Source organism: Shewanella sp. BJSY2023SW007 (assembly GCF_047314525.1).
Taxonomy (GTDB): Bacteria; Pseudomonadota; Gammaproteobacteria; order Enterobacterales; family Shewanellaceae; genus Shewanella; species Shewanella chilikensis.
Genome location: NZ_JBKORL010000066.1, coordinates 76,757 through 94,686, shown reverse-complemented (window position 1 = coordinate 94,686; position 17,930 = coordinate 76,757). Strand labels below are relative to the sequence as shown.

The window sequence follows — 17,930 nt, the reverse complement described above, 5'->3', positions numbered from 1 at the left end:
GTACTGTTGGCCTATAACCTCATCAGATACAAGATGGTGTTGATGGCTAAAAGCTTACCGTCGTTACATCCGAACCAATTAAGCTTTAGAGATGCGTCGAGTTATATCATTTTTAAACTGACTCAGCTGTCATCTCAAACGCCTGGGAATGTCCCGAGAGATGTCTTGGACATAGTGCGTAATGCGAGGCAGTTCAAGCTTGATGGGAAACGGGATAGAGCCTATCCACGTGCGTTAAAAATGAGTAAAAACAAGTATCCCATTAAGCCTAAGAAAAATGCCGTTCACACTAAGTGAACGGCATTACCCTTAATAGGCTGTTTTTTATGACTGATTGCCTTGTTTTGGTTTAACCCCGAACACTTCAATGGAGTGTTGTTTACCCTTTAACTTGACCGGTCCTAAATTGGTGAGCTGATACTCGCTGTCATCATTTTCCAGCCTAGCTACCAGCGCGCCGGAGAGCAGCATCCTTTGTCCTAAGGGGTTACACTGATCCTGTAGTCGCGCTAGGGTGTTGAGCACGTCGCTGAAGAAGCTGATCTCCTGTTTTTGCACCCCGACCACAGCTGCAACCACTTGGCCACAGTGAGCCGCCGCCTTGAATTTGGGGACAAAACCATAGTGTTCTTCAAAATAGCGTCGCTGCCAATTGAGCTGCTGGCTGAATTCAAAGTAGATATTCATACATCTGTCGTTAATGATGCCGTCTTCCAGCGGCCAATGGATGAGCACGGCATCACCCATGTAACGATAGATCTCGGCATCATTGTTGGTGACTGTATCGGAAAGCAAGCTGAAACTGTCCTGTATCAGCCGGGCAAAGCGGTAATCCCCCAGAGATTCGGCATGGGTAGTGGAAGCTACCATATCGAGATAGAGAAATAGCCGCTGTTCATATCTGGGCTTGTGATACTTACCCAGACCTATGTTTAACAGGATCCTGGGGCCTACCAGTAGTCCCATCTGTTCAATAAAGGCGAGCCCGACCCGTACGACCACCAGATAAATAATTAACGCTTGGAATGAGGGACTATAGAGGATGTGCACAGTCAGCATCTGCCTCAAGGTTGCCATATGGTTCTCTATGGCCCACATATTCAGGTACTGGGTCATATACGCCAAAGTGGTGGCACCCAAGAGCAGAAACAGCCCTTTAAAGATGACGGAGAAGACATAGGGCAGGCGATTGATGGCACTGAAGTCGGCTATCAGGTTTGACATCCAGTGTAAGCTACCGAAAATAATTCCCATGTAGGCGGCCAGCGTCGCGAGATCCGCCGAGCCGACAGCCCACTGAGGTAGCTCAGTGGTTTGGGCATAGCGAAAAAATACAAAAGCTGCCATAGCTACTGTCCATGCCATTATGGCAAACAGAAGCTTTTTGGCCTGGCGACGCGCTCTCACGGGGTAACTTCTATCCTAAATTAACGGGCCTTCTCAGGATGCGCTAGTTTATAGAATATACCCCTCTGATTTCCAGTGGTAATTGTGATCTTAATCAAGGCAAGTGCCGATTAGAGGCGATATCAGCCAAAAAAGCGCTCAAGTAACCCTTTTGTGAACTGAGTTTTGAGATAAAAGCCCCTGGGGTTGGTCATCTGGATACTGCCATTCTCGGCAATACTCTCGGTTAACACCTTACTGTTGGCCGCCTTTGGCCTTAACTGTAATACTTCACCGTGCCTGGCCGTGATCTTGCTGACCTTGCCCAGGCTGATAAGCTCCATGATCTCTTCCCAATCCTGGCGCAATAGCCTGTCTTCCTCGACGCTTGGTTCCCATAAAAGCGGCGAGCCGATACGTCGGACACCCGGGGGAAGATCCCTGTCCCCCTGAACCGGGATCCACAGTACCCGCTGCAATTTGTGATACACCAGACTCTGCTCCCAGCGCAGTCCTGAAATATTGGTTAGCGGCGCGACACAGACATAGGTGGTTTCCAGCGGCATACCGCGTTCATCTATTGGAATGCTCTTCAGTTCTACCCCAAGGTGCAGAAAGTCCTGTTCGGGCTTAGAGCCTGCGGTTGCTCCCAATGCCAGCTCCAGTAGTTGTCCGGTCCAGCCTTTATCACGGCGAAAGTCTTTGGGCACGGCTACCCCTAAAGATTCGGCGAGCTGTCCCAGAGTCAGCCCGGCGATATCGTCGGCGCGCTTTAGCAGTTGTGCCAAGGAGCTTGGCGGCAAGATATTGGTTTTCATGGCGTTGATTTTACCTGAGCGGGATTGGATAACAAGTTTGTGCAAAAAATGGTCATTGCGATGTCGGGTGAAGTCATCCCCAAAATTAATTTTTCTATCATTATGTTTTTATTGACTAAAGTTTTCATCTTCAACTATAGGGGAATGGATTTCCTGAGTTACTCGCCGATTTCCCCTGTGTTGCCAACAAACTTATCCACAGCATTTTGGGATAACTGAACAATTATGGCCGCAATAAAACAAATAATGGTCGGTGTCAACCGGGTTTTGACGCTGTTTTTCAGCTTGAAAGTCGAGTTTTTGTCCGTAGGGTGTGAATAAAGTTTTGTGACATTGCCGAGAAATTGCTTCTGATCGAGTGCGGGTTAAAAAGTGTACTATTGGTGGTTTAGTTGTGGTTGTATTCGTTTTTGTGCTTTGTATCATTATGTATTTGAAGTGTTTTTGTTGGGTTTGTGTCTTTGTCAATTAGGAGGGAAAGGTTGTAAAAAGCAGCGTTTCCAGAAGTTCAGCCGAGTTTCAAACAGAGATATCCACAGTTTTTGTGGATATCCACTCAAGCAGAGATGGTTAATTGTTGATAAAGTGGAAAAGCTTATTTGATTATCCAAAGAAAAAGCCGTAAATAGAGAATTGCTGCCGACGTGGGATTGTGAAACAATCGAATCATTGAAATTTATCGCTTTTTCGGAGTCCATGTGATTGACAGCGACGGTTTTCGCGCAAATGTGGGCATCATTATCTGTAACAGATTTGGCCAAGTAATGTGGGCCAGGCGTTTTGGTCAGCACTCCTGGCAGTTTCCCCAAGGGGGATTGGATGACGGTGAATCCGCCGAAGATGCCATGTATCGAGAGCTGTATGAAGAAGTCGGGCTTAGGCCGGAACATGTGCAGATATTAACATCCACCCGCTCCTGGTTGCGATACAGATTGCCAAAGCGTTTGGTGCGCCAAGACAGCAAGCCTGTCTGTATCGGCCAAAAGCAGAAATGGTTTTTGCTGCAGCTCAAGAGTCAGGATAGTGCCGTTAACTTGAATTCGTCCGGCCATCCTGAATTCGATGACTGGCGCTGGGTCAGTTATTGGTACCCTGTGCGTCAGGTCGTATCTTTTAAACGTGACGTCTACCGGAAAGTGATGAAAGAGTTCGCCACCACGGCTCTGGCATTGCAGACCCGGGAGCCTTCACGCCGAAGGGGACGACAAAGAGCAGCAGGCTGAGGTTTGATATCGAAAGGGGGAACAGGTGTTAAACACGCTCAGGGATATTACTCAGGCAGTTGCGGCCGCAAGGGATCTTGAGGCTGCCCTTGAGCTATTGGTCGGCCAGATAAAGGCCGCCATGAGCACTCAGTGTTGTTCTATCTATATTCTGGATAGAAATGAGTTGGTCCTCTCGGCCACTGATGGTCTTAAGCCCAGTGCCGTTGGCCAGGTTCGCATGCCGTTGACCGAAGGTCTGGTGGGCTTGGTTGCTGAGCGTGAAGAAGCCATCAACCTTGCCGATGCCAGAGCACATCCCAGATTCAAACTCTTTCCCGAAGTGGCTGAAGAGGAATATCGAGCTTTTCTCGCCGCGCCTATTATCTATCAGAAACAGTTGCTTGGCGTCATAGTGGTGCAGCAGCCCAGTGCCCGTCAGTTCAGCGAAGGGGAAGAAGCTTTTCTTATGACGCTGGCGGCGCAGTTGGCCATGGCTATTCGCGGCCTCAAACAAAAGGCCAGCGTCAAGGAAGATCAGCTGCAAATCCTGTTTCAGGGTACACCGGCTTCCAATGGTATCGCCATTGCCCATGCTTTGGTGCTGGGTGGTCAGATATCCCTGGAGCAGCCGGATCAAACCGCAACAGATATCCCCAATGAGCTTGAACGCCTCAAGGCAGCAATCGAGCGTTGCCGTAACACTCTGAGCACCCTGGCACAGCGTTTTGACCGCGAGCAGGATGAAGAGGTGGTGTCTATCTTCTCGGCGCTGCAGCTCTTGCTGGAAGAGGCCAGCCTTGGGGGCGAATATCGCGACGAAGTGCTTGCGGGTTGGTGCGCCGAGTCGGCGGTCAGCCGCGTGTCTTTGCGTTACATCACCCAGTTTATGGCGATGGAAGACCCCTATCTCAAGGAGCGGGCCAGCGATATCCGTGACTTGGGGCAGAAGGTGCTGCGCCAGTTGATTGAGCCGGAGCGGTTGGAGCTCAATGCCGATAAGCCGGTTATTCTGGTGACCCGTGAAGCGGACACCACCTTGCTGGCCGAGTTTCCGCGGCAAAAGTTGGCCGGGATAGTGACAGAACTTGGCGGGGTCAACTCCCATGCTGCTATTCTGGCCCGGGCCCTGGGTGTGCCTGCCATCACAGGGGTCGACCAGGTTTTGGCTGCCGACATAGACAAGAAGCTTTTGGTGCTCAATGCCACCCGTGGTCAACTGATGGTGTCGCCGTCTCCGGCCGTGGTCGGTGAGTACCGCAGTTTGTTATCCGCCGAGAGAGCGTTGCAGCGGCAATACGCCAAAGAGCTGAACCTGCCGGCCGAGACGGTTGATGGCAAACGTATTCATCTATACATGAATGCCGGCTTACTCAGTGGTTTGGCCTCGGAAATTGCCGAAGGCGCCGATGGTATTGGGCTATATCGCACCGAAATCCCTTTCATGTTGCAACAGCGTTTTCCCAGCGAGTCTGAGCAGGTTAAGGTGTATCGTCAGGTGTTGGAGGCGGCATCGGGGCGCCCCGTGGTGATGCGCACCCTCGATGTGGGTGGAGACAAACCCTTGCCTTATTTCCCCATCAAGGAGGAAAACCCATTTTTGGGCTGGCGTGGCATTCGTTTGTCGCTGGACCATCCCGAGCTGTTTCTGGTGCAAATTCGCGCCATGCTCCAGGCCAGCGGCAGCGGCGAGCAGCTGCATATTTTGCTGCCCATGGTCAGTAATCTAGATGAGATAGAGCAATCGCTTGAATATATCGAACAGGCTTATTCCGAGCTTAAGTCGGATGTGAACCCTGAGCTGAAAAGACCCAAGGTGGGCATTATGCTGGAGGTGCCGGCGCTGCTGTTTCAACTGGATGAAGTTGCCAAACGGGTCGATTTTGTTTCGGTCGGCAGTAACGACCTGACTCAATATCTGTTGGCGGTGGATCGCAACAACCCCAGGGTCAGCGCCCTGTTTGACAGTTATCATCCGGGGATATTGCGTTCGCTGAAACAGGCGCGGGAGACGTGCCGTCTATATGGCCTTGGTGCCAGTGTCTGTGGCGAGTTGGCCGGTGAACCCGGCGGTGCCTTGCTGCTTGTCGCCATGGGCTACAACCGCTTGAGTATGAACCAGGGGAGCTTGGCCAGAATAAATTATCTGCTGCGGCGAGTGCGCAGCGATGAACTCGAGCAGTTATTGGCCGAGGCGCTGACACTCAAAAGCGGCAGTGAAGTGCGGCAACTGGTGCACGATTATTTGGGGCAAAGAGAACTGGCAGCCATTCTCAACTGAACCGGCGGTGCCGGGTATGGAATAACAACAAGAATTAAGGAACCTCTGTGGACACATTTCTCTGGGTATTCGGTGTTTGTCTGGCGTTGGGGGCCTTTGTCGGCTTTATGGCCGGTTTGTTGGGAATAGGCGGCGGTCTTATCGTGGTGCCGGCGCTGCTGTATATTTTACCCAAGGTGGGGGTTCCTGCCGCGCAGTTGCCCCATGTCGCCATTGCTACTTCGTTGGCGGCCATTATTTTGACCTCTTTTTCATCCGCCCGCGCCCACCACAGTCGCGGCAATATTCCCTGGCCACTGTTTAAATCCATGTTGCCCGGTCTGGCACTGGGAGCCTTGTGTTCGGGATTTATCGCCGAGTTGATCCCGGCCGATGATCTGCGCCGTGCCTTTGCCGTGTTTGTTATCCTAATGGCCGCCCAGATGGCATTTCCTTTCCGTCCATCAGCGAAAGAGGGCTTGCCGCCATTTCCCGTTTTACTCATCGTCTCGGCGATGATTGCCATTATTGCCGCCTTGATGGGCATAGGCGGTGGGGTGCTCTTGGTGCCTTTCCTCACTTGGTGTGGGCTGCAGATGCGTCAGGCGGTGGGTTTTTCATCGGCTACTGGCCTTATTATCGCCCTTTGGGGCAGTTTAGGGTATGTTATCGCAGGCTGGAACGCCCCTGATATGCCAAGCGGCACTTTGGGATATGTCTATCTGCCGGCTTTGCTGGGTATTATTGCTTCCTCAATGTTGGTTGCGCCTGTGGGGGTCAAAGCGGCCAGCACCTGGCCGACGCCTGTACTGAAGAAAATATTTGCACTTTTATTGGTTGTTGTGGGTCTTAAACTTATTCTGGCCTGATCTGCGCCTTGGTTAATTTAGGAATCGTCTTTCTGTTATGGCTTTAGAATTTCCCAATATTGATCCTGTGATCGTCTCTTTTGGCCCCTTTGAGCTGTTCGGCCAGACTTTTGAACCGGCTTTGCGTTGGTATGGTTTCATGTACCTGCTGGGCTTTTTGGCCGCTATGATACTGCTCAACCGTATGGCTGACAGATCCAAGGGGTTATGGAGCCGCGAGCAGGTCTCTGATCTGCTGTTCTATGCCTTTCTCGGGGTGATCCTGGGGGGCCGCATAGGTTATGTGCTCTTTTACCATCTGGATTACTTTATTGCCGACCCCTTGTACCTATTCAAGATCAGCGAAGGCGGCATGTCTTTCCATGGTGGTTTGATGGGGGTTATTCTGGCCATGCTCTACATCGCCTGGAAACAGAAGCGCAGCTTCTTTGCGGTGGCGGATATGGTGGCTCCGGTGGTGCCTATCGGTTTGGGCGCCGGGCGTTTGGGTAACTTTATCAATGGTGAGCTTTGGGGCCGGGTGACAGATGTGCCTTGGGCCATGGTGTTTCCTTCCGGCGGCCCTGAGCCTCGTCATCCTTCGCAGCTGTATCAATTTGCCCTCGAAGGCGTTGCGCTGTTTATTTTACTGCAATGGTTCAGCAGACGCAGTCCCAAGACCGGAGCCGTGTCCGGGATGTTTTTGCTCGGCTATGGTATCTTCCGCTGCATAGTGGAAACGGTCAGGCAGCCGGATGCTCAACTCGGGCTTTATTTGGGCTTTTTGACCATGGGGCAAATACTGTCAGTGCCCATGATCCTCTTTGGACTCTATCTGTTAATGCGTAATGCGCCGCAGGCCGGCGTGGTGAAGGACAAGCAGTAATGCAGCAATATCTTGATTTAATGCAACATATTTTAGATGCCGGTACCGAAAAAACTGACCGTACCGGCACGGGAACCCGCTCTGTATTTGGCTATCAGATGCGTTTTGACCTCAGTAAGGGGTTCCCCTTGGTGACCACCAAGAAGTGCCATTTGCGCTCCATTATTCATGAGTTGCTCTGGTTCCTGAAAGGGGACACCAATGTTGCTTACCTGCATGAAAATAAAGTGACGATTTGGGATGAGTGGGCCGATGAATCCGGTAATCTGGGACCGGTTTACGGCGCTCAGTGGCGTAGCTGGCCAACGCCCGATGGCGGTCATATCGATCAGATTACCCAGGTGATAGAACAGATCAAATCACAACCTGACTCCAGACGTTTGATTGTCTCGGCCTGGAATGTCTCCGAGCTCGACAAGATGGCGCTGGCGCCTTGCCATGCCTTTTTCCAGTTTTATGTGGCTGATGGCAAGTTATCCTGTCAGCTGTATCAGCGCAGCTGTGATGTGTTCCTGGGGCTGCCGTTCAATATTGCCAGCTATGCGCTGTTGACCATGATGGTAGCGCAGCAGTGTGACCTCGAGTTGGGCGATTTCGTCTGGACTGGCGGTGATACCCACCTTTACTCCAATCATATGGAGCAAACGGCGCTGCAACTCAGCCGTGAACCCAAGTCTCTGCCACAAATGAAAATTATTCGCAAGCCTGAGTCTATTTTCGATTACCGATTCGAAGATTTCGAGTTGTCAGGTTACGATCCTCACCCTCATATCAAAGCACCAGTTGCCATTTAAAAACAGTTTTTTAGCGAAATACCTCGTATATTTCGAGGTGTTTCGCAGAAACTTTCGATTATTCTTACCTAAATCCATCTACTACACTCAAATCAATTATGTTTTTGGGAGTTTAGTATGGAAAAGGCACTTCGGAATTTCCTGAGTCAGGAATCTGCCGGCGGTATCCTGTTATTGATTGCTGTAGCCTTGGCTATGGTCTTGGCTAATTCACCTCTTGCCGGCGTTTATCAAGGTTTTTTGGATACCCCGATGCAGTTGCGGCTCGGGGCGCTGGATATCAACAAGCCCTTACTGCTGTGGATCAACGATGGTCTGATGGCGCTGTTCTTTCTGTTGATTGGTCTGGAAGTTAAGCGCGAATTGCTTGAGGGAGCGCTGTCCAGTGTTTCCAAGGCATCTCTACCCACCTTTGCTGCTATAGGCGGCATGCTTGTTCCGGCCGCAGTCTATCTGCTGTTCAATGCCAATGACCCAGTGACTCAAGGGGGGTGGGCGATTCCTGCCGCGACCGATATCGCCTTTGCGCTGGGGATAATGGCACTTTTAGGCAACCGGGTTCCTGTGGCGCTCAAGGTGTTTTTATTGGCGCTGGCAATCATAGATGACCTGGGTGTCATTGTTATTATTGCGCTGTTCTACAGCAGCGATCTGTCGATGATAAGCCTGGTGATTGCCGCTGCTGCCGTTATAGGTTTGATTATTTTGAACCGTCGCGGCGTGACTGCGCTTGGAGCCTATGGCGTGCTTGGGGCTATTCTCTGGGTTGCCGTACTCAAGTCCGGGGTTCATGCCACTTTGGCCGGGGTGATCATCGCCTTTTGTATTCCGCTGCGCGACAAGCAAGGTGGTTCGCCGTCCGAGCATCTGGAGCATACGCTGCACCCCTGGAGTACCTTCCTGATCCTGCCGGTCTTTGCTTTTGCCAACGCCGGGGTAGCTTTGGGCGGGATGTCGCTCGAGAGCCTGGTATCGCCTGTACCTCTGGGTATTGCTTTGGGTTTGTTGCTCGGTAAGCCGATTGGTGTGGTGCTGTTCAGTTTTATTGCGGTTAAGTTGCGTCTGGCAGAGTTGCCCGAGGGCATTGCCTGGCGCCATATCATACCTGTGGCTGTGATGTGCGGTATAGGTTTTACCATGTCGATGTTTATTGCCTCGCTGGCGTTTGAGCATGGTGGCGTTGTCTATAGCGATTTGGCCAGGTTGGGGATCCTTATCGGATCTATGTTGGCGGCAGTCGTGGGCTATTTCTGGCTGTCAAAAGTGTTACCTGAAAAAGGAGAAAAGGAATGAAAACAAGCATAATGGCAGGACTCATTCTCGTGGGCATGGCCCCTTTGGTTCAGGCGTCACAGATAGAAGCCTGTATTGCAGACAAGGAAGCTGTCCTGTGTCAGAGTTACCTTGAGGGCGTTGTTGATGGTGCGCTTATGTATAAGCCACAGGCGGTAGGTGCCCGCCTGGACAGCAACGGCTATGAAGCCCGCGCGCTTAAATATCGGGGAGGTAAGCGTTTTCAGGAAGCCAATCGCAAGTATTGCCTGGAGAGGATCCCGGATAGGGATCAACTGGTTATGGGGATCAGCGAAGCCTTTGAAAGCGGTGAGGTCAAGGATATAGAGACACTGCAGCTTGCCGTAAATAATTTGCTGGACTGTCAGCGTTTGAAGTAAGGAGTCGGGGCAGCCTATGTCTCATTTGAACTACAACCACCTGTATTACTTTTGGATGGTGCATAAGCAAGGCTCAGTGACCAAGGCTGCCGAGACACTCTGTTTAACCCCACAAACCATTACCGGCCAGATACGCACTCTGGAAGAAAGGCTTAAGGGGAGTCTGTTCAAGCGGGTAGGGCGCAATCTGGCCCCTACTGAATTGGGCGAGTTGGTGTTTCGCTACGCCGATAAAATGTTCAGCCTCTCTTATGAGATGCTCGATGTGCTCAACTATCGCAAGGATGAATCCATCCTGTTTGAGGTGGGTATTGCCGATGCTCTCTCCAAGGCGTTGGCCAGTCGGGTGCTGATGTCGGTTATCCCGGCAACTAGCTCCATGCACTTGGCCTGTTATGAATCGACTCACGAGAGTCTGATGACCCGGCTCAGGGAGCATAAACTGGATATGATACTGTCGGACTGCGCCGGTGAGTCTCTCAAATATCCGGAAATTCTTTCCAAGAAGCTGGGGGAGTGCGGTATCGCCTTCTTCTCGGCGCAGGAGTTTAAAAGTGGTTTTCCTGAATGTTTGGAAGAGGGGCCCTTGCTGATCCCCAGTCGACGCACTTCCTTGGGGCAGCAGCTCTATCGCTGGTTTGATGAGAAACGCCTTAATGTCACGATTCTCGGCGAGTTTGACGATGCGGCTATGATGAAGGCTTTTGGCTATTTCCGTAAGGGGATATTTGTTGCTCCCTCCATCTACCAGCAGGATATTCTCGAACATAATATACGTTTGCTCGGTGAAACCATGGAGATCAAAGAGGAATATCATGTGATGTTCGCAGAGCGGATGATCCAGCATCCGGCGGTGCAGCGCTTGCTGGAAACGGATTTTGGTGAGTTATTTGCCGGTCGAGATCTTCAGGTGCAGCAGTTCTGATACGGGTGGATGATTAAGGTGGGTATTCGACAGCGCAGACGCCAGAATGTAAACTTGCGGCAAAATTCTTGATTGGAGCATTATAGGTGTCTGACTTGATGAGTACCCCCAGGGTAAAGTGGGCATGTCGCCGTGGCATGCTGGAGCTTGATGTATTGTTTCAACCTTTTGTGGAGCAGCATTATGAGACTCTGAGCCCTGAGGACAAGGCCTTGTTTGTTCGTCTGCTTGAGTGTGAAGACCCGGAACTGTTCGCTTGGTTTATGGGGCATGAGCAATGTCCGGATCCGCAACTGGCACAGATGGTAGTGCGCGTTCGTGGCCGGGCAGCGCCATAGGTTTCAACTCAGTTCTTCCTTCAGCCAGTATCTGAGTCTGACGGTGCTGGCTGCTGTTTGCCTGAGCAGCTTTCTTGCCTGGCCGGCGCTGGATTATCCTTTCTATTTATCGTTCAAATACTTATGTTTGCTGCTGGTACTGGTAGCTTTTGGCCTGGCTCTGTGGCGTTTGCGCCGTTGGCAACTCTGTTTCTGGCTTAATGAATTGGGTGAAGGACAGTTCGAACCCGGTTCGAGTTTCGAACTTAGTGGCAAACCTTGGGTCAGCCCCTTTGTGGTGACTTTTACCTATCAGGGGGAGGATAACTGCGGGCGTTGCTGGCTGTTTGCCGATATGTTTGACGACACAGACTATCGTCATCTGTGTCGTCTATTGTTGCAGCGGTCAAAGTCCGCTAACTGACCTTATTCCAGCTAAGTTATTCAGGCTGCAAAATGGTCGGCTGCGGATTCTCCAGTTTCTGCGGATGATCGATATTACAGTGCAAGCCGCGGCTTTCCTTGCGGGACATAGCGCAGCGGATGATCAACTCGGCCACCTGCACCAGGTTGCGCAATTCCAGTAGATTGTTTGTGACGTGGAAGTTGCTGTAATATTCCTGGATCTCCTGTTGCAGCATGGCGCAGCGGCGTAGGGCCCGCTCCAAACGCTTGTCTGAGCGCACAATCCCCACATAGTCCCACATAAAAAGTCTCAGCTCATGCCAGTTGTGGGCAATTACTACTTCCTCATCCGAGTTACATACTTGGCTTTCATCCCAGGCCGGGATATTACCGGGCATGGCAATTTTACCCAATTGGCTTTGAATATCGGTCGAAGCAGCGCGGGCGAATACCAGGCACTCCAGTAAAGAGTTACTCGCCAGGCGATTGGCACCGTGCAGTCCGGTATAAGCCACTTCACCTATGGCATAGAGACCATTGAGATCTGTCTGGCCATGAAAATCTGTCATTACCCCGCCGCAGGTATAGTGTGCTGCAGGCACCACAGGGATAGGTTCCTTGGTGATATCTATCCCTAAGTCCAGGCAGCGCTGGTAAATGGTGGGGAAATGCTTGATGACAAATTCCGGATCCTTGTGGCTGATGTCCAGATAGACACAATCGGCGCCGAGGCGTTTCATTTCATAGTCTATGGCTCTGGCTACTATGTCTCTGGGCGCCAGTTCGGCGCGTTCATCGAAGTCAGGCATAAAGCGACTGCCATCTGGACGGCGCAGATAGGCGCCTTCACCGCGCAAAGCTTCGGTCAGCAGGAAATTGCGGGCATCTGAATGGTATAGACAGGTCGGGTGGAACTGATTGAATTCCATGTTGGCTACCCGGCAACCGGCACGCCAGGCCATGGCAATACCATCACCACTGGCGATATCCGGGTTGGAGGTGTACTGGTAAACCTTGGAACTGCCGCCGGTCGCCAGGGCGACAAACTTGGCCTTGATGGTTTCCACCTGCTCAAGGTTACGGTTCCAGACATAGGCGCCCAATACCCGGTTGCCCGGACGGCCCAGTTTTCGGGTGGTGATCAAATCTATGGCGTTGTAACGCTCAAGCACCAGAATATTGGGGTGGGCCTGGGCCATCTCCTGCAGTGTGGTCTGTACCTCTTTGCCGGTGGCATCGGCTGCGTGCAGAATACGTCTGTGGCTGTGGCCACCTTCACGGGTCAGATGGTAGGCGCTGTCATTGATGCTGCCATCGGGATTTTCTTCCTTATCGAAGGCCACACCGCATTCAATCAGCCATTGCATGGCGGCGCGGGCATTCTCGGCCGTGTAGGTTACCACGGCTTCATCACAGAGTCCGGCGCCGGCGACCAAGGTGTCGGCCACGTGGGATTCTATGGTATCCTCCTCGTCGAAAACCGAGGCTATGCCCCCTTGGGCATAATAGGTTGAGCCTTCGTTGAGAGGACCTTTGGAGAGTAAAATGACTTTGGTTTTTTCAGCCAGGTGAAGGGCGAGAGTCAAGCCCGCTGCACCACTGCCTATGACCAGGACGTCAGATTGGTGTTCAACTACTTGTTTCATCGGGTATCATGAGATGTGACTGGGGGTTCGGTTATGGTAAACCAACTCGCAAGGGATGGATACAACTCAGCTCAGGATATTCGCAGTACATTTTTTGCAAAACATCAGAACTTTTTCGAAGCACGCTAGTCTACATAAGTGAATATGATTCGAGCGACTGAGAAATCAGCATTATAAGATTTGGGAGAAGTCGGCTCGGATGAGTGGACAAACAAGTGATCAACAACTGGTTGAGCGCGTACAACGTGGCGATAAAAACGCTTTTAACCTGCTGGTACAAAAGTATCAGAGTAAGGTCATCAATCTGATATCCCGTTATGTACGGAATCAGGCCGATGTAGCAGATGTGGCGCAAGAGGCTTTTATCAAGGCTTATCGGGCGTTACCTAATTTTCGCGGTGAGAGTGCCTTTTATACCTGGTTGTACCGAATAGCAGTAAATACGGCCAAGAATCATCTGGTGTCACAAGGGCGCAGAACGCCTGCGAACGATGTCGATGCCGATGAAGCCGAGTTCTACGATGGCAGTGATGCCCTGAAAGAGTTCGCCTCTCCTGAGCGGTTGATGCTTTCAGACGAGATAAAGAAGACTGTCTTCGACACTCTCGAATCTTTGCCGGAAGAGTTAAAGATGGCTATCTCTTTGCGTGAGCTTGATGGTATGAGCTACGAAGATATTGCCAATGTGATGGATTGCCCTGTAGGTACTGTGAGATCCCGTATCTTTCGTGCTCGGGAAGCCATAGATAAGAAGCTCCAGCCTTTGCTGGAAAGATGACCCTTTAATAGAGACAGGTGAGTAATGGATAAATTAGGTCAGGAGTGGGTTTCTGCGGCAGTGGACGGCGAAACCGACGCTCAGACGCTGGCAGAACTGGCTGGTGACACTGCTTCTCACGACAAGTGGCGTAACTACCACCTAATTGGTGATGCTATGCGTGGCGAGTTGCCTTCCGCTATCCCCTTGGATCTTTCTGCCAGTATTGCTGCCGCTATCGACAAGGAACCGACGATAGTCGCGCCTGTTACCTCGACTCAGGTATCAGAGGTTGTTGAGCCCCAACGTCAGCTTGCTTCCGGCGGTAGAGTGATCCCCATGTTCAAACAGTTTGGCCAGTATGCGATTGCGGCCACTGTTGCCATGGTTGCCATTGTTGGTGTTCAGAACTACAACCAGGCACCTGAAAGCCAGGATCCTGCATCCCCAGTGCTTATTACCCGTCCATTGGTGGGCAGTGCTTCACCTGTTAGCCTGCAAACCGGACCGGTTCAGCAGCCACAGGGATATACCAATGAGCAGTTGATTGAGCAACGTCGCAGGATTAACAGCTATATTCAGGATCATATGTTGCAACAGAGATTGAATGCCGGTGTGGTTATGGATAACAATAGTGAGGTCGTTCCTGTTCCTATGAATCGTTAAGGAAATCTCTTGCGCCTTTTCCTCTTGGCCCTCCTGGCCTTCGCAGTGCCTGCCTTCGCGCAGGATGATATGTCCGCCAAAGCCTGGCTTGAAAAAATGAGCCAGGCTTTGCGCGAAAAAGAATACAAGATTTCTCTCATCCAACTTCAGGCCGATAATATTCGGCCTTTGGTATACCTGCACGGTAAAGTCAACGGTGAGGAAGTGGCCTTCCTCGAACACCTTAATGGGCCGCCAAAAAATGCCGTTCGTGTCGGTAATACAGTGACCTTTATCGAACACGATCAGCCCGCCTATAGTATTAATGCCAAGCGTATTCAAGGAGTGATGCCAGCGGCCTTCTTCGGTGACAGCGGCAATCTTGAGGCCGGATATCAATTGGTGTTGGGGGGGCGTAGCCGTATCGCCGGCCGTCCAGGACAGATGATCCGCATTTTGCCCAATGATGAATACCGCTATGGTTTTCAGGTGTGGATGGATATGGAAACCTTCCTGCCGCTGCGCTATGACATGCTGAATCAGGACAAGCAGTTGCTGGAGCAGTTGTTGGTTATCGAATTGATAGAATTGCAGGAAACGGCGCCTCTGCTGGTGGAGGCCTACAAGCAGGAATGGCCGGCGGTGATGAACTCCTCAGAGCGTGAAGATGGCCAGAATTGGCAGTTTGATTGGCTGCCGCCCGGTTTTCAAGTGGTGGTTCGTGATCATCATCGCCTGATTGGCAGTCATGAGCCGGTGGAATACATAGCCTTGACCGATGGCTTCAGCAATATCTCTGTCTACGTTGCCCGCGCCGGTGACGCGCCTATGCCGGAAGAGCTGATGACCCGCAATGGCCTTTCCATGGCGGCCGACCGAGTCGGTAATCTGGAAGTGGTTGCCGTTGGTAAGGTGCCGACACAAACGCTTATCCGTATCGCTTCGGGTCTAAGGCTGGAGTGAGGGCTGAATTATGATGGAGCAGGTGGCTAAGGTCGTTGGCACAGACAGCGATGGTTGGGTCAAGGTGCAGGTGGAGTTGAAGAGTGCCTGTAATCACTGCTCCAGTAGCGAATCCTGCGGCACTTCTGCGGTTGCCAAGGCGTTTGGCAGTCGGCTGCAGGAGTTTTCCCTGCCCAGTACTGAAACTTATCCAGAAGGCACTTTACTGCGTTTAGGCTTGCCGGAAAGCGTAGTGCTCAAGGCGGCATTGCTGGTTTATATGCTGCCTTTGGCCGGGCTTTTTTTAGGCGGGTTGCTGGGGCGCTTTATTGCTTCGCTTGCTGGGTTCAGTACAGATGGAGGGGTTATATTCATGGCGATCATCTTTGCTTTGCTGGCTTGGCAACTGGGTAAGTCTCAGGCGCGCAGGATTGAAAACCGGGCCCAACCCGTCATACTCGCCAATCTGGGCCAAGCCATGGAGGCCGCTTCAGAAAGCAAGTGCCATTAATCCCGTCATTCCCGCCAAGGCTTAAAGTGTGAATCTAATTGGTATTGGCCCAGCAATCGGGTACAATTTCGCACCTTTGAGCACAGTCTCCCATTAGAATTTAGTCATTGCAGCATAATGAAACATATTAGAAACTTTTCGATTATTGCCCATATCGACCATGGCAAATCTACCCTCTCAGATCGCCTGATCCAGGTTTGTGGCGGCTTAACCGACCGTGAAATGGCTGCTCAGGTGCTGGATTCAATGGATCTGGAGCGCGAACGCGGTATCACCATCAAGGCCCAGAGCGTTACACTCGACTATAAGGGCAAAGACGGTGAAATCTATCAGCTGAACTTCATCGATACCCCAGGGCATGTTGACTTCTCCTATGAAGTTTCCCGCTCGCTGGCGGCTTGTGAAGGAGCTTTGCTGGTGGTTGATGCCGGTCAAGGGGTTGAGGCCCAGACACTGGCGAACTGTTATACCGCGCTGGAAATGGATCTGGATGTTGTCCCTGTACTCAACAAGATTGACCTGCCACAGGCTGAACCCGAGCGGGTGGCGGCCGAGATTGAAGATATAGTTGGCATTGAAGCCAAAGATGCAGTGCGCTGCTCTGCCAAGACAGGTATTGGCATAGATGAAGTGCTGGAAACCATAGTGGCACAAATTCCGCCACCGGAAGGTGATCCGGAAGGGCCGCTGCAGGCACTGATCGTCGACTCTTGGTTCGATAGTTACCAAGGGGTTGTGTCTCTGGTTCGAATCAAGAACGGTGTACTCAAGAAGGGCGATAAGTTCAAGGTCATGAGCACAGGCCAGACTTACAACGCCGACAAGGTGGGGATCTTCACTCCCAAGCAGAAAGAAAAAACTGAACTGAGAACCGGTGAAGTAGGCTTTGTTATTGCCGGTATCAAGGAGATCCACGGGGCCCCAGTGGGGGATACCCTGACCCACGCCAAACACGGCGCAGACAAGCCTCTGCCTGGCTTCAAGAAAGTGAAGCCTCAGGTATACGCTGGTGTGTTCCCCATCTCTACCGACGACTATGAAAACTTCCGTGATGCGTTGAATAAACTGAGCTTGAACGATGCTTCACTGCAGTTTGAGCCGGAAAACTCCACTGCTCTGGGATTTGGTTTCCGTATTGGTTATCTGGGACTTCTGCATATGGAGATCATCCAGGAGCGATTGGAGCGGGAATATAACCTGGATCTGATCACCACGGCGCCCACTGTAGAGTATGAAGTTGAACTGACCAATGGCGATGTTGTCTATGTGGATAACCCATCCGAGTTGCCGGCACTCAACTATATCGAAGAGATGCGCGAGCCTATCGTCGAAGCCAATATTCTGGTGCCCAAGGATTACCTGGGCAACGTGATCACTCTGTGTGTTGAAAAACGCGGTGTACAGAAGAATATGGTTTACCACGGCAACCAGGTGGCACTGACCTATCATATTCCGGCGGCTGAAGTTGTGATGGACTTCTTCGACAGGCTTAAGTCCACCAGTCGTGGCTATGCTTCGCTCGAGTATAACTTTGTCTACTTCCAGGCAGCCGACATGGTGCGTTTGGATGTGTTGATCAACGGCGACAGAGTCGATGCACTGGCGATGATCATCCACAGGGGCAACATACGCCACCGTGGTATCGCCCTGGTGGAGAAGATGAAAGAGCTGATCCCGCGGCAGATGTTTGATATTGCAATCCAAGCCGCAGTGGGCAGTCAGATTGTGGCCCGTTCGACCGTGAAAGCACTGCGTAAAGACGTAACCGCCAAATGTTACGGTGGTGACGTTTCCCGGAAGAAGAAACTGCTGCAGAAGCAGAAAGAAGGTAAGAAACGGATGAAGCAGCTCGGTAACGTGGAAGTTCCACAGGAAGCCTTCCTGGCGGTATTGAAACTGAACGAGTGATCCTGTG

Annotated in this window: 18 protein-coding genes and 1 pseudogene; 16 read left to right on the top strand and 3 right to left on the bottom strand. The window is 51.6% G+C overall.

Annotated elements, in window-relative coordinates; all coding sequences use genetic code 11:
• Nucleotides 1-297: pseudogene (locus ACMHXE_RS10170) on the top strand (IS4 family transposase); the annotation flags it as partial.
• Between the two features lie 27 nt (nucleotides 298-324).
• Here the strand turns inward: ACMHXE_RS10170 and ACMHXE_RS10165 are convergent.
• Together ACMHXE_RS10165 and mutH are read right to left on the bottom strand one after the other, a co-directional pair.
• On the bottom strand, nucleotides 325-1,407 hold the full coding sequence (locus ACMHXE_RS10165) for an adenylate/guanylate cyclase domain-containing protein (RefSeq protein WP_039034192.1): 1,083 nt from the start codon (nucleotides 1,405-1,407) through the stop codon (nucleotides 325-327).
• Between the two features lie 122 nt (nucleotides 1,408-1,529).
• Nucleotides 1,530-2,204 carry a DNA mismatch repair endonuclease MutH gene (mutH, locus tag ACMHXE_RS10160; protein ID WP_335921608.1) on the bottom strand — a complete coding sequence of 225 codons (675 nt, stop codon included), beginning with the start codon at nucleotides 2,202-2,204 and terminating at the stop codon, nucleotides 1,530-1,532.
• Between the two features lie 698 nt (nucleotides 2,205-2,902).
• Here mutH and rppH point away from each other — a divergent pair.
• The 10 genes from rppH to ACMHXE_RS10110 all read left to right on the top strand — a co-directional run bounded on the left by rppH (nucleotide 2,903) and on the right by ACMHXE_RS10110 (nucleotide 11,533).
• Complete coding sequence (gene rppH / locus ACMHXE_RS10155) at nucleotides 2,903-3,427, top strand: RNA pyrophosphohydrolase (RefSeq protein WP_025010542.1); 525 nt, start codon at nucleotides 2,903-2,905, stop codon at nucleotides 3,425-3,427.
• Between the two features lie 25 nt (nucleotides 3,428-3,452).
• On the top strand, nucleotides 3,453-5,687 hold the full coding sequence (ptsP, locus tag ACMHXE_RS10150; RefSeq protein WP_413732154.1) for a phosphoenolpyruvate--protein phosphotransferase: 2,235 nt from the start codon (nucleotides 3,453-3,455) through the stop codon (nucleotides 5,685-5,687).
• A gap of 47 nt (nucleotides 5,688-5,734) precedes the next feature.
• Nucleotides 5,735-6,535 carry a sulfite exporter TauE/SafE family protein gene (locus tag ACMHXE_RS10145; protein WP_101053473.1) on the top strand — a complete coding sequence of 267 codons (801 nt, stop codon included), beginning with the start codon at nucleotides 5,735-5,737 and terminating at the stop codon, nucleotides 6,533-6,535.
• Between the two features lie 37 nt (nucleotides 6,536-6,572).
• Nucleotides 6,573-7,400, top strand: a complete 828-nt coding sequence (lgt, locus tag ACMHXE_RS10140; protein WP_093982518.1) for a prolipoprotein diacylglyceryl transferase — start codon at nucleotides 6,573-6,575, stop codon at nucleotides 7,398-7,400.
• Entirely contained in the window at nucleotides 7,400-8,194 is a 795-nt protein-coding gene (thyA, locus tag ACMHXE_RS10135) for a thymidylate synthase (protein ID WP_039034197.1), read from the top strand. The genes lgt and thyA overlap by 1 nt, the downstream gene beginning before the upstream one ends.
• A gap of 117 nt (nucleotides 8,195-8,311) precedes the next feature.
• On the top strand, nucleotides 8,312-9,487 hold the full coding sequence (nhaA, locus tag ACMHXE_RS10130; RefSeq protein WP_101053479.1) for a Na+/H+ antiporter NhaA: 1,176 nt from the start codon (nucleotides 8,312-8,314) through the stop codon (nucleotides 9,485-9,487).
• An 11-nt stretch (nucleotides 9,488-9,498) separates the two neighbouring features.
• Complete coding sequence (locus ACMHXE_RS10125; protein ID WP_224867432.1) at nucleotides 9,499-9,867, top strand: hypothetical protein; 369 nt, start codon at nucleotides 9,499-9,501, stop codon at nucleotides 9,865-9,867.
• A gap of 16 nt (nucleotides 9,868-9,883) precedes the next feature.
• Nucleotides 9,884-10,792, top strand: coding sequence for a transcriptional activator NhaR (nhaR, locus tag ACMHXE_RS10120; RefSeq protein ID WP_101053481.1), 909 nt, complete (start codon nucleotides 9,884-9,886; stop codon nucleotides 10,790-10,792).
• Nucleotides 10,793-10,890: 98 nt separating this feature from the next.
• Nucleotides 10,891-11,130, top strand: coding sequence for a succinate dehydrogenase assembly factor 2 (locus ACMHXE_RS10115; RefSeq protein ID WP_028779782.1), 240 nt, complete (start codon nucleotides 10,891-10,893; stop codon nucleotides 11,128-11,130).
• Complete coding sequence (locus ACMHXE_RS10110) at nucleotides 11,111-11,533, top strand: protein YgfX (protein ID WP_165564715.1); 423 nt, start codon at nucleotides 11,111-11,113, stop codon at nucleotides 11,531-11,533. Before ACMHXE_RS10115 ends, ACMHXE_RS10110 begins: the two co-directional genes overlap by 20 nt.
• 16 nt (nucleotides 11,534-11,549) lie before the next feature.
• On the opposite strand, the gene nadB is transcribed toward ACMHXE_RS10110, so the two are convergent.
• Nucleotides 11,550-13,160, bottom strand: coding sequence for an L-aspartate oxidase (nadB, locus tag ACMHXE_RS10105; RefSeq protein ID WP_101053485.1), 1,611 nt, complete (start codon nucleotides 13,158-13,160; stop codon nucleotides 11,550-11,552).
• A gap of 199 nt (nucleotides 13,161-13,359) precedes the next feature.
• On the opposite strand from nadB, the gene rpoE reads away from it, so the two are divergent.
• From rpoE to lepA, 5 genes are all read left to right on the top strand, one after another.
• Nucleotides 13,360-13,938: an RNA polymerase sigma factor RpoE gene (rpoE, locus tag ACMHXE_RS10100; protein ID WP_025010551.1), complete on the top strand. Its 579-nt coding sequence runs from the start codon at nucleotides 13,360-13,362 to the stop codon at nucleotides 13,936-13,938.
• 24 nt (nucleotides 13,939-13,962) lie between these two features.
• Nucleotides 13,963-14,583 carry a sigma-E factor negative regulatory protein gene (locus ACMHXE_RS10095; RefSeq protein WP_101053487.1) on the top strand — a complete coding sequence of 207 codons (621 nt, stop codon included), beginning with the start codon at nucleotides 13,963-13,965 and terminating at the stop codon, nucleotides 14,581-14,583.
• 9 nt (nucleotides 14,584-14,592) lie between these two features.
• Nucleotides 14,593-15,525 carry a MucB/RseB C-terminal domain-containing protein gene (locus ACMHXE_RS10090; RefSeq protein ID WP_101053489.1) on the top strand — a complete coding sequence of 311 codons (933 nt, stop codon included), beginning with the start codon at nucleotides 14,593-14,595 and terminating at the stop codon, nucleotides 15,523-15,525.
• A gap of 10 nt (nucleotides 15,526-15,535) precedes the next feature.
• Nucleotides 15,536-16,015: a SoxR reducing system RseC family protein gene (locus ACMHXE_RS10085; RefSeq protein WP_413732150.1), complete on the top strand. Its 480-nt coding sequence runs from the start codon at nucleotides 15,536-15,538 to the stop codon at nucleotides 16,013-16,015.
• Between the two features lie 117 nt (nucleotides 16,016-16,132).
• Nucleotides 16,133-17,923, top strand: coding sequence for a translation elongation factor 4 (lepA, locus tag ACMHXE_RS10080; protein ID WP_234556846.1), 1,791 nt, complete (start codon nucleotides 16,133-16,135; stop codon nucleotides 17,921-17,923).
• Nucleotides 17,924-17,930: the final 7 nt, after the last annotated feature.

Excerpts from the sequence above, each read along its gene's own strand:
- nadB (WP_101053485.1), bottom strand. The coding sequence starts at position 13,160 with ATGAAACAAGTAGTTGAACACCAATCTGACGTCCTGGTCATAGGCAGT.
- ACMHXE_RS10125 (WP_224867432.1), top strand. The coding sequence starts at position 9,499 with ATGGCAGGACTCATTCTCGTGGGCATGGCCCCTTTGGTTCAGGCGTCA.
- ACMHXE_RS10115 (WP_028779782.1), top strand. The coding sequence starts at position 10,891 with ATGAGTACCCCCAGGGTAAAGTGGGCATGTCGCCGTGGCATGCTGGAG.
- mutH (WP_335921608.1), bottom strand. The coding sequence starts at position 2,204 with ATGAAAACCAATATCTTGCCGCCAAGCTCCTTGGCACAACTGCTAAAG.
- nhaR (WP_101053481.1), top strand. The coding sequence starts at position 9,884 with ATGTCTCATTTGAACTACAACCACCTGTATTACTTTTGGATGGTGCAT.
- ACMHXE_RS10095 (WP_101053487.1), top strand. The coding sequence starts at position 13,963 with ATGGATAAATTAGGTCAGGAGTGGGTTTCTGCGGCAGTGGACGGCGAA.
- rpoE (WP_025010551.1), top strand. The coding sequence starts at position 13,360 with ATGAGTGGACAAACAAGTGATCAACAACTGGTTGAGCGCGTACAACGT.
- nhaA (WP_101053479.1), top strand. The coding sequence starts at position 8,312 with ATGGAAAAGGCACTTCGGAATTTCCTGAGTCAGGAATCTGCCGGCGGT.
- ACMHXE_RS10085 (WP_413732150.1), top strand. The coding sequence starts at position 15,536 with ATGATGGAGCAGGTGGCTAAGGTCGTTGGCACAGACAGCGATGGTTGG.
- lepA (WP_234556846.1), top strand. The coding sequence starts at position 16,133 with ATGAAACATATTAGAAACTTTTCGATTATTGCCCATATCGACCATGGC.
- lgt (WP_093982518.1), top strand. The coding sequence starts at position 6,573 with ATGGCTTTAGAATTTCCCAATATTGATCCTGTGATCGTCTCTTTTGGC.
- thyA (WP_039034197.1), top strand. The coding sequence starts at position 7,400 with ATGCAGCAATATCTTGATTTAATGCAACATATTTTAGATGCCGGTACC.